At 61.0% G+C, this 10,402-nt stretch carries 9 protein-coding genes and 1 pseudogene; 6 read left to right on the top strand and 4 right to left on the bottom strand.

What is annotated here, in order from left to right:
* Together AC1DLB_RS11350 and AC1DLB_RS11345 are read right to left on the bottom strand one after the other, a co-directional pair.
* On the bottom strand, positions 1 to 260 hold a 260-nt coding region (locus AC1DLB_RS11350; protein WP_477785016.1), incomplete at its 3' end, for an Hsp33 family molecular chaperone HslO.
* 241 nt (positions 261 to 501) lie between these two features.
* Positions 502 to 909 carry an RNA-binding S4 domain-containing protein gene (locus AC1DLB_RS11345; protein WP_064615830.1) on the bottom strand — a complete coding sequence of 136 codons (408 nt, stop codon included), beginning with the start codon at positions 907 to 909 and terminating at the stop codon, positions 502 to 504.
* A 213-nt stretch (positions 910 to 1,122) separates the two neighbouring features.
* On the opposite strand from AC1DLB_RS11345, the gene rimB reads away from it, so the two are divergent.
* The gene (gene rimB, locus AC1DLB_RS11340; RefSeq protein ID WP_018929317.1) at positions 1,123 to 1,602 is read left to right on the top strand and encodes a retropepsin-like aspartic endopeptidase RimB; all 480 of its coding nucleotides are present in this window, start codon (positions 1,123 to 1,125) and stop codon (positions 1,600 to 1,602) included.
* Positions 1,599 to 2,504: a 30S ribosomal protein S6--L-glutamate ligase gene (gene rimK, locus AC1DLB_RS11335; protein ID WP_018929318.1), complete on the top strand. Its 906-nt coding sequence runs from the start codon at positions 1,599 to 1,601 to the stop codon at positions 2,502 to 2,504. The genes rimB and rimK overlap by 4 nt, the downstream gene beginning before the upstream one ends.
* 180 nt (positions 2,505 to 2,684) lie before the next feature.
* On the opposite strand, the gene AC1DLB_RS11330 is transcribed toward rimK, so the two are convergent.
* Both AC1DLB_RS11330 and ompR read right to left on the bottom strand, forming a co-directional pair.
* Complete coding sequence (locus AC1DLB_RS11330) at positions 2,685 to 3,998, bottom strand: ATP-binding protein (RefSeq protein ID WP_007939543.1); 1,314 nt, start codon at positions 3,996 to 3,998, stop codon at positions 2,685 to 2,687.
* 115 nt (positions 3,999 to 4,113) lie between these two features.
* The gene (gene ompR / locus AC1DLB_RS11325; protein ID WP_007939544.1) at positions 4,114 to 4,854 is read right to left on the bottom strand and encodes an osmolarity response regulator transcription factor OmpR; all 741 of its coding nucleotides are present in this window, start codon (positions 4,852 to 4,854) and stop codon (positions 4,114 to 4,116) included.
* Positions 4,855 to 5,216: 362 nt separating this feature from the next.
* Between ompR and AC1DLB_RS11320 the strand changes: the two genes are divergently transcribed.
* From AC1DLB_RS11320 to AC1DLB_RS11305, 4 genes and pseudogenes are all read left to right on the top strand, one after another.
* The gene (locus AC1DLB_RS11320; protein WP_018929319.1) at positions 5,217 to 7,541 is read left to right on the top strand and encodes a Tex family protein; all 2,325 of its coding nucleotides are present in this window, start codon (positions 5,217 to 5,219) and stop codon (positions 7,539 to 7,541) included.
* A complete protein-coding gene (locus AC1DLB_RS11315; protein ID WP_018929320.1) occupies positions 7,541 to 7,924 on the top strand; it encodes a PaaI family thioesterase in 384 nt (127 codons plus the stop codon). The genes AC1DLB_RS11320 and AC1DLB_RS11315 overlap by 1 nt, the downstream gene beginning before the upstream one ends.
* Before the next feature lie 214 nt (positions 7,925 to 8,138).
* Positions 8,139 to 9,617 (top strand): annotated as a pseudogene (gene gshA / locus AC1DLB_RS11310) (glutamate--cysteine ligase); the annotation flags it as partial.
* A gap of 225 nt (positions 9,618 to 9,842) precedes the next feature.
* A partial coding sequence (locus AC1DLB_RS11305; RefSeq protein ID WP_477785015.1) for a taurine ABC transporter substrate-binding protein occupies positions 9,843 to 10,402 on the top strand: 560 nt, incomplete at its 3' end.

The raw sequence follows: 10,402 nt of genomic DNA, 5'->3' as shown, positions 1-10,402 counted from the left end.
CTGGAGCACTCGATCATCAGCATCGGCACCGGGCCTTCGGAACGGGCCTGAAGAATCAACAAGCCATCGAACTTCAAGGTGCCTACCAGCAACGCTGCAGCCGCCATCAGCTCGCCCAGCAGTTGCGCGACCGGCTCCGGATAGGTGTGTTTGGCGAGGACTTCGGCATAGCTACGCTCCAATGCCACCAGTTCGCCGCGGGTGTCGCTGTCATCGAAGATGAAGCGTTGGGTGTAGTCGGTATCCGGTAGATCGGTCATAGGTCTGGGTATCTGAAGTGGTGACAAAAAAGGTTACAAAAAATGAAACACGCCGTAGCAGCACTTTTGGGGGTGAGCTTAGCCATAGCGGCATTTTATGAACAATTCGGGGTTGTTCCAAGCAAGGTCAAACCTCGGTTTTCGACGAGCGGTGCTTTCACCTGCGAAATGCGCCGTTGGCGAATATCCCCCATATGGCTGCACAGGCAGGCGATTACAAGTCTGCGCCCGACGGCCGTCACTACTCGTCGTTGCTGCTGCCGCGAAACTTGAACAAATCCCGGCGCTGTTTCTTGCTCGGTTTGCCGTCGGTGCTCACGCCCAACGCCCCGGCCTTGCGCATGGCCGCCGCCGCTTCGCGCTTGGCAACGCTGGCTTCGGTTTCGGCATACAGGGCCTGGGCTTCCGGCGCGCCACGACGCACGATCGACAACGCCTGGACCACCACCGTGCGCTCCTCGAAGCCGGTGCGAATCTGAAACTCGTCGCCGATCCTMGGCTCCTTGCCTGGCTTGCAGCGCTCGCCTCGGCAATGCACCTTGCCGCTTTCAATCGCGGCCTTGGCCAAGGCACGTGTTTTATAAAAACGCGCAGCCCACAACCATTTATCGAGACGAACCTTGTCGTCCTCTTCGCTTTTTTGTGCCATTGGATGTCCTCATTCTGAAATATCGATGAACTGTACTACCGTTTCTGTCGTGCCATGAATCACAACGCCGTGGATTAGAATGCAGGCATTCCCCCCTGTTTGAGGGATGAAAATCCGGGCCGTAGATATCTGTCGCCTTTTACCCATTATTCTGCGTGAATACCGCGAATTCGGCCGCACACGGCCTGAGCGGTTTTTGCCGGTTGAGCACTTTTGAAGACATTTGACCATTTGACCGTTGTCGGTCTGCGCGAGTGGGTGGCGCTCCCGGATTTGGGAGTCGCGGGCCTTCGGGCAAAAATCGACACCGGCGCCAGTACCTCCAGCCTGCATGCCACCGACATCGAGCCGTTCGAGCGCGACGGCGAACAGTGGGTGCGCTTCACCGCGCACCTGGGCACGGTGGTGCAATTGCGGCACCGGCGCTGCGAAGCACCGCTGGTAACGATGAAAACCATTAAAAGCTCCAACGGCCACGCGCAGATGCGCTATGTGGTCAGTACCACCCTGGCCCTCGGTGATCGGGTCTGGCGGGTCGAGTTCACCCTCGCCTGCCGCAAGTCCATGCGTTATCGCCTGTTACTCGGTTCCAAAGCCCTGATCGACGGCCAGTTGGTGGTCAATCCGGGCATCAAATATGTACAAGACAAGCCGGTGTTCCCGGTATCTACCCTCTCCACAGGTGTTGCATGAAGATCGCTGTGCTGTCGCGGAATCCGCGTCTGTATTCCACCCGTCGCCTGGTCGAAGCCGGTGTAGAGCGTGGCCATGAAATGGTGGTGATCGACACCCTGCGCGCCTACATGAACATTGCCAGCCACAAGCCGCAAATTCACTACCGTGGCAAACCGCTGGAGGGTTTCGATGCGGTGATCCCGCGGATCGGCGCATCGGTCACGTTTTATGGCTGCGCGGTGCTGCGCCAGTTCGAAATGATGGGGGTGTTTCCGCTCAACGAGTCGGTGGCCATCGCCCGTTCCCGAGACAAACTGCGTTCCCTGCAATTGCTGTCGCGCCGGGGGATCGGTTTGCCGGTCACCGGTTTTGCGCACTCCCCGGATGACATTCCCGACTTGATCGAGATGGTCAACGGCGCACCGCTGGTGATCAAAGTGCTGGAAGGCACCCAGGGCATCGGCGTGGTGCTGTGTGAAACGGCGACGGCAGCGGAGTCGGTGATCGAGGCCTTCATGGGCCTGAAGCAGAACATCATGGTTCAGGAGTACATCAAGGAAGCCGGCGGCGCGGACATTCGCTGTTTCGTGGTCGGTGACAAGGTGATCGCGGCGATGAAGCGCCAGGCCAAGCCGGGGGAGTTTCGCTCCAACCTGCATCGCGGCGGTAGCGCGAGCCTGATCAAGATCACCCCGGAAGAACGCATGACCGCGTTGCGTGCAGCGAAGGTCATGGGTTTGGCAGTGGCGGGTGTGGATATCCTGCGTTCCAATCACGGCCCGTTGGTGATGGAAGTGAACTCGTCGCCGGGTCTGGAAGGGATTGAAACCACCACCGGGAAGAACGTGGCGGGGATCATCATTGAGCATCTGGAGAAGAATGGCGGGCCAAATATGACGCGGACCAAAGGTAAAGGGTGAAGCTTACTCAGGCCCTGTGGCGAGGGAGCTTGCTCCCGCTGAACCGGGCTGGAGGTCCAGGCCGAAGGACTCCCGAAACCGGCAACCGTGTTTTGCATTGAAATACGGTTGCCTGATTTCACGGTCGCTGCGCAACCGAGCGGGAGCAAGCCCCCTCGCCACAGAGGTTGTGTACGACGCTTAAACCGCATCCCGCGGCAACATCAACCCAAGCGGCAACCGAACCCGCGCTTCCAGCCCACCACCGGAGCGGTTGCGCAGCTCGACATTCCCGCCATGCATCGAGGCGATCCGTTTCACGATCGCCAGCCCCAACCCCGTCCCCTTTCCGCCCCGGGCCCGATCGCCACGGGTGAACGGGTTGAAAATCGCTTCCAGCTCCGACGGATCAATCCCCGCGCCACGGTCCATGACACTCAGCACCACATACGGCGCGCTGGTATCCCCGGACACATAAGCCGCCACTTCCACTCCACTGCCAGCGTGATGCAGCGCATTGCCGATCAGGTTGTTCAGCAGCCGCTTCATCGACACCCGACGCAACGGGAACGGCTGGATCGGCTCCAGGCGCAAGTGCACTTTTTCTTCGTTCTGGTTGTACGGTGCGGCGACTTCGCGAACCAGATCGCTCAGGTCCACTTCTTCCACCAACTCGTCACGACCGTCGCGAATGAAGGCCAGGAACTGGTCAAGAATCGCGTCCATGTCTTCGATGTCGCGGATCATGTCGTCCGTCAGGTCGCTGTGATCGCCCATCAGTTCCAGGGACAGCCGCAAACGGGTCAGCGGCGTGCGCAGGTCGTGAGACACCCCGGCCAGCATCAGCTCGCGCTCACGCCCCGCCTGTTCGACGTCTTCGGCCATCTGATTGAAGGCGCGATAGACCTCGGTCATTTCACTCGGCGTGTCGCTGATCGGCAGACGCACGCTGCGGCCCTGACCGAGTTGCCGCGCGGCATAGACCAGACGTTTCAACGGTTGATTGAGCTGGCTGACGAAAATCCACGCCGAAGCGGTCGACAACAAGCCGATGGCGAGGAACCAGCCGAGCACGTTCCAGATTTTCTGGCCGCGCAACGGATGCGGATACAGCGGCACTTTCAGCCAGCCATCGCCCAGGCTGGGCGCCCGGACCCACAGCGCCGGTGGCGAGTGCATGCGTAATCGTACTTCGGTGTCGGCACCCAGTTCGGCCTGCATCTGTCGCTGGTAGATCTCGCTGTACGGCCAGTGCTGCTCGCCTTCGGGCACACCGGCCCCTACCACCCGGATCAGGGTCGCGGCATCGGCAATCTTCGCGCGGTTCTCTTCATCGGCGGCCCAATAGGCGCGCAGCGTCAGGGCGACGCCGTGGCTGTATTGGCGATCCACCAGCACGTCTTCGTTCATCAACAGATAAACCAGGGTCAGCGCCTTGGAGAACAGGACGACGATCAGCACCAGCCACAGGGTGCGGGAGAAGAAGCTCTGGGGGAACCAAACAGGGGTTTTCATGGGTAACCGCTACACACTTGCAGGAGCGAGCGATGCTCGCATATTGCGGATCGCGAGTCTGCGGGAAAGGTCATCCGACCCGTTGCCCGCAGGACCCGCTCCTACAAATCACCGATCACTTCGTGGCGGCGCCATCCGGAACGAACACGTAGCCCACGCCCCAGACGGTCTGGATGTAGCGCGGTTTGGACGGATCGGGCTCGATCATCCGGCGCAGACGGGATATCTGCACGTCGATGGAACGCTCCAGGGCATCCCACTCGCGGCCACGGGCTAGGTTCATCAGCTTGTCGCGGGTCAGCGGTTGACGGGCGTTCATGACCAGCGCCTTGAGCACCGCGAACTCACCGGTGGTGAGCATGTGCACTTTGTCGCCACGCTTGAGTTCGCGGGTGGCCAGGGACAGCTCGTAGTCACCGAAGGTCACGCTTTCGTCTTCGCTGCCCGGCGCACCCGGCACCGGTGCTGCCTGGCGCCGCAGCACCGCTTTGACCCGGGCCATCAGCTCGTCCGGGTTGAACGGCTTGGCCAGGTAATCGTCGGCGCCCAGTTCCAGGCCCTTGATGCGGCTCAGCTCGTCGCCCTTGGCGGTGAGCATGATGATTGGAATCTGATTGTTCGCCGTGCGCAGGCGGCGGCAGGCGGTCAGGCCGTCTTCGCCGGGCAGCATCAGGTCGAGGACGACCAGGTTGAACACTTCACGCGCCAGCAGGCGGTCCATTTGCTCGGTGTTCGGGACGGCGCGGGCACGGTAGCCCTTGCTGACGAAAAAGCGTTCCAGCAGGCTGCTCAGCCCTGGATCGTCGTCAACGATAAGAATTTTTTCGCCTTCAGCAGTTTGTGCAGTGCTGCTCATTGGATGCTCCTTTGATCTCGGCGCGCATTATGGCGTAGCTGCCGTTATACGCACCGTGTGCATTGTTAGCAGATTTTTCCTTCACCGCCAGAAAACCAGTCTTTTCGCCTACAGCCTGCAATGCCCCCGAATGACACAACGCTGGTTATAATGCGCGGCCTTTTGTGTCAGGCAACGTCTGATCGTTATTGCCGGTAACCACTTTTTATTTTCATGGTGCTGGCAGTAATTGTTCGATTTCACGGGTCAACGGCAAGCCTGTTGATCCAGGTAGCGGCGCTCGCCAGGCCGCTCAACCAGACTCGCGAAGGCCCTAATTTCCGCGCCTGCGAGCCTGCTTTCACAATTTGTCAGGTGGTTTTATGGACAGCATCAACAGCCGCATCGCCGAGGAACTCGGCGTCCGCCCACAACAGGTCGAAGCGGCCGTCGCGCTACTCGATGAAGGCTCCACGGTGCCCTTCATCGCCCGCTACCGGAAAGAAGTGACCGGCAGCCTCGATGACACGCAACTGCGTCATCTGGAAGAGCGTCTGCGCTACCTGCGAGAACTCGACGAACGGCGTATCAGCATCCTCGCCAGCATCGAGGAGCAAGGCAAGCTGACCCCTGCACTTGAGCGCGACATCAAGCTCGCCGACACCAAGACCCGCCTCGAAGACTTGTACCTGCCGTACAAGCAGAAGCGCCGCACCAAGGGCCAGATCGCCCTGGAAGCCGGCCTCGGCGAACTGGCCGACGGCCTGTTCAACGATCCAACCCTGAACCCGGAAACCGAAGCGGCGCGCTTCATCGACGCCGAAAAAGGCGTGGCCGATGTGAAGGCCGCCCTCGAAGGCGCCAAGTACATCCTCATGGAGCGCTTCGCCGAAGACGCCGGTCTGCTGGACAAGCTGCGCAATTACCTCAAGCAGGAAGCCACCCTCAGTGCCCGCGTGATCGCCGGCAAGGAAGAGGAAGGCGCCAAGTTCCGCGACTACTTCGAACACGACGAACCGCTGAAAAGCATGCCGTCCCACCGCGCACTGGCGATTTTCCGTGGCCGCAACGAAGGCATTCTCAGCTCCGCGCTGAAAGTTGGTGACGAACTGCCGGGCACCATGCACCCGTGCGAAGGCATGATCGGCCAGCAATTCGGCATCCAGAACCAGAACCGCGCCGCCGACAAATGGCTGGGCGAAGTGGTGCGCTGGACCTGGAAGGTCAAGCTCTACACCCACCTGGAAACCGATCTGCTGGGCGAGCTGCGCGACGGCGCGGAAACCGAAGCGATCAACGTGTTCGCCCACAACCTGCACGACCTGCTGCTGGCCGCGCCGGCCGGCCCGCGTGCCACCCTGGGCCTCGATCCGGGCCTGCGCACCGGCTGCAAGGTCGCCGTGGTCGACGCCACCGGCAAGCTGCTGGACCACGCCACGGTTTACCCGCACGTGCCGCACAACAAGTGGGACCAGACCCTCGCCGTGCTCGCCGCCCTGTGCGCCAAGCATTCGGTGGACCTGATCGCCATCGGCAACGGCACCGCCAGCCGCGAAACCGACAAGCTGGCGGCTGAACTGATCAAAAAATACCCAGCCATGAAGATGACCAAAGTCATGGTCTCCGAGGCCGGTGCATCGGTGTACTCGGCTTCGGAACTGGCTTCCAAGGAATTCCCGGACCTGGACGTGTCGATCCGTGGCGCGGTGTCCATCGCTCGTCGCTTGCAGGACCCGCTGGCCGAGCTGGTGAAAATCGATCCGAAATCCATCGGCGTTGGCCAATACCAGCACGACGTGTCGCAGCTGAAACTGGCGCGCGGCCTGGACGCAGTGGTCGAAGACTGCGTGAACGCCGTGGGCGTGGACGTGAATACCGCCTCCGTGGCGCTGCTGGCGCGCATCTCCGGCCTCAACGCGACCCTGGCGCAGAACATTGTTGCCCACCGTGACGAACACGGCGCGTTCAAAACCCGTGCGGCATTGAAGAAAGTCGCCCGACTGGGTGAAAAAACCTTCGAACAGGCCGCCGGCTTCCTGCGCGTAATGAATGGCGACAACCCGCTGGATTCGTCGGCGGTTCACCCGGAAGCCTATCCGCTGGTGCAGCGCATTGCCGCTGAAACCGACCGCGACATTCGCTCGCTGATCGGCGACGCCGCGTTCCTCAAGCGCCTGGACCCGAAGAAGTACACCGACGAAACGTTCGGCCTGCCGACGGTCACCGACATTCTGCAAGAGCTGGAAAAACCTGGCCGCGACCCGCGTCCCGAGTTCAAGACCGCCGAGTTCCAGGACGGCGTCGAAGACCTCAAGGACCTGCAACTGGGCATGATCCTCGAAGGCGTGGTCACCAACGTGACCAACTTCGGTGCCTTCGTCGACATCGGCGTGCATCAGGACGGTCTGGTGCACATTTCCGCGCTGTCGGAGAAGTTCATCAAGGATCCACGCGAAGCGGTGAAGGCCGGTGATGTGGTCAAGGTGAAGGTCATGGAAGTCGATATCCCGCGCAAACGCGTCGGCCTGTCGATGCGCATGAGCGACACCCCGGGCGAGAAGATCGACGGTGCCCGTGGTGCACGTCCGGGGTCGGCTCCGCGCCAGTCCCAGAACACCGCGCCGCGCAAGGAAACCCCGGCAGCGGCTCCGACCAACAACGCCATGGCGTCGCTGTTCGCCAACGCCAAGCAGTTGAAGAAACGTTGATGGAGATCCCGGCCGGCTTGACCGAAAGCGCATTTTTCAAGCTGCTGGGGTGTCGCTTGCACAGCCTGGACACCGGGGTGGCGCAAGTCGCCCTGGCGCTGGAGCCACAGTTGCGCAATCGCGGCGGCAAGCTGCACGGCGGGGCTTTGTTCAGTCTGGTGGACATTGCCATGGGGCTGGCCTGCTCCAGCACCCACGGCTTTGACCAGCAAAGCGCGACCATCGAGTGCAAGATCAACTACATCCGCGCCGTCGCCGACGGTGAAGTGATGTGCACGGCCAGGGTGATCCACCCGGGCCGTCGCACGCTTGTCGTCGAGGCCGATGTGATGCAAGGCGACAAACTGGTCGCAAAAGCACAAGGCACGTTCGCTGTCCTGTAGCCCCCAATCATCAATTTGAGTTAATTTCGGCGCTGTGACTACAGCGTCGGAGTTTCCTTCGCTCGTGTCTGCCAGATTCAAGGATTGAAGTTGGCCTTTCAATACGGGCCTGTATGGCTCAAGAACCAGGCGAAAACGCCAGTTTCAACTTCACCCTTGTAGACCGTCTTGCCCACCCCCATATTGGGGCGACTGACGCGTGAAGGAATCCAACTTGAGCGAACTTCTCAACCGCCGCCTGGCTCTGCTCGGCGAGCGCGCTAACCTCTCTCTGCTCGAACAGTGCCTTCACGGCATCGAACGTGAATGCCTGCGCGTGACAGGCGAAGGGCGCCTGGCGCAAACGCCGCACCCCGAAGCATTGGGTTCCGCGCTGACCAACGAACAAATCACCACTGACTACTCCGAGTCGCTGCTGGAGTTCATCACGCCGGCCCTGCCAGACCCGGCGGATACGCTGGCGAGCCTGGACAAGATTCACCGGTTTGCCTACAGCAAACTCGGCGACGAGTACCTGTGGAGTCCGTCGATGCCGTGCCCGTTGCCGGCCGAGGAAGACATCCCGATCGCCTATTACGGCACCTCCAACATCGGTCAGCTCAAGTACGTCTATCGCAAGGGCCTGGCCCTGCGTTACGGCAAGACCATGCAGTGCATCGCCGGGATCCACTACAACTTTTCCCTGCCGGAAAAGCTCTGGCCGCTGCTCAAAGAGGCCGAAGGCTTTGTCGGCACCGACCGCGATTATCAGTCGTCAGCCTACATCGCGCTGATCCGCAACTTCCGTCGCTACAGCTGGCTGCTGATGTACCTTTTCGGCGCGTCCCCTGCGCTGGACGCCGGTTTCCTGCGCGGTCGCTCGCATCAACTGGAACAACTGGATCCGGACACCTTGTACCTGCCGTACGCCACCAGCCTGCGCATGAGCGATCTGGGTTACCAGAGCAACGCCCAGGCCGGTCTGACGCCGTGCTACAACGACCTGACCAGCTACACCGACAGCCTGCGCAAAGCGGTGGCTACACCGTATCCAGCGTACGTCGAGGTGGGTACGCACAAGGACGGTGAGTGGGTTCAGCTCAACACCAACATCCTGCAGATCGAAAACGAGTACTACTCCAACATCCGCCCCAAGCGCGTGACCTACACCGGCGAACGGCCGATTCAGGCGCTGGTGGCCCGTGGCATCCAGTACGTCGAAGTCCGCTGCCTGGACATCAACCCGTTCCTGCCGATGGGCATCGACCTCACCGAATCACGGTTCCTCGACGCATTCCTGCTGTACTGCGCGCTGAACGACAGCCCGCTGTTGACCAGTACCAGCTGCGGTAACGCAACGTCGAACTTCCTCAGCGTGGTCAAGGAAGGTCGTCGTCCGGGCCTGCAGCTGCAACGCGACGGGCAAGCGGTGGACATGAAGGAATGGGCCGGCGAATTGCTGGAGAAGATTGCGCCACTGGCGGCGCTGCTGGATCAGAGCCATGGCGGCGATGCCCACAGCAAGGCGCTGGACGCCCAAATGGCCAAGTTCCAGGACTCGTCCCTGACGCCATCGGCCCAGGTGCTGGCAGCGATGGCCGAGCACAAGGAAAGCTTCGCCCAGTTCTCCTTGCGCCAAAGCCARGTGCATGCGGAGTTTTTCCGCAGCGAGCCGCTTTCAGGCGAAGAACAGACCAGGTTTGAAGAGCTGGCGCGTTCGTGGCACAACACCTTCGCTTTTTTTGAGAGTCCTTCGGCCTGGAGCGCCAGCCCGGTCCAGCGGGAGCAAGCTCCCTCGCCACAAGAGCAATACACGACTATTCTCCCTTAGAATTTTCCGCTCATATGCTAATTCTAAAAAGTTATTTATTTTAAGTTTCTTATATCATTTAGTCTCTTTTTCACGCCGACTCCCGGTCGTCTGAAAAGGAGCTTCCCCATGAAACTGATTTCCCCCCTTCGCCTCCTGGTGGCCGCGTCGTTGGCTGCGGCGAGCTTCCTGGCTCAGGCGGCAGACGTGACCGTCGCCTACCAGACCACCGTTGACCCGGCCAAAGTCGCCCAAGCCGACGGCGCCTACGAAAAAGCCACCGAAGCCAGTATCGACTGGCGCAAATTCGATAGCGGCGCCGACATCATCGCCGCCATCGCTTCCGGTGATGTGCAGATCGGCTATCTCGGCTCCAGCCCCCTGACGGCGGCAATCACCCGCAAAGTCCCGGTGGAAACCTTCCTCATCGCCACCCAGATCGGCGCCGCCGAAGCCTTGGTCGCGCGCGACGGGTCCGGGATCAAGACCCCGCAAGACCTGATCGGCAAGAAAGTCGCCGTACCGTTCGTCTCCACCGGCCACTACAGCCTGCTTGCAGCGCTGAAACACTGGAACATCGACCCGTCGAAAGTCACCGTGCTCAACCTCGCGCCGCCAGCGATCATCGCGGCATGGAAGCGCGGTGACATCGACGCCACCTACGTGTGGGACCCGGCGCTCGGTGTGGC

The organism is Pseudomonas sp. 05N434 (genome assembly GCF_056396965.1).
The sequence above is the reverse complement of the archived record's forward strand: the minus strand, read 5'-3'. Positions and strand labels throughout refer to the sequence as shown.

What these genes read in the sequence shown, in the direction of transcription:
- ompR (WP_007939544.1), bottom strand. Translation starts at nt 4,854, where the DNA reads ATGAGCAGCACTGCACAAACTGCTGAAGGCGAAAAAATTCTTATCGTT.
- AC1DLB_RS11315 (WP_018929320.1), top strand. Translation starts at nt 7,541, where the DNA reads ATGGAGATCCCGGCCGGCTTGACCGAAAGCGCATTTTTCAAGCTGCTG.
- rimK (WP_018929318.1), top strand. Translation starts at nt 1,599, where the DNA reads ATGAAGATCGCTGTGCTGTCGCGGAATCCGCGTCTGTATTCCACCCGT.
- AC1DLB_RS11320 (WP_018929319.1), top strand. Translation starts at nt 5,217, where the DNA reads ATGGACAGCATCAACAGCCGCATCGCCGAGGAACTCGGCGTCCGCCCA.
- AC1DLB_RS11330 (WP_007939543.1), bottom strand. Translation starts at nt 3,998, where the DNA reads ATGAAAACCCCTGTTTGGTTCCCCCAGAGCTTCTTCTCCCGCACCCTG.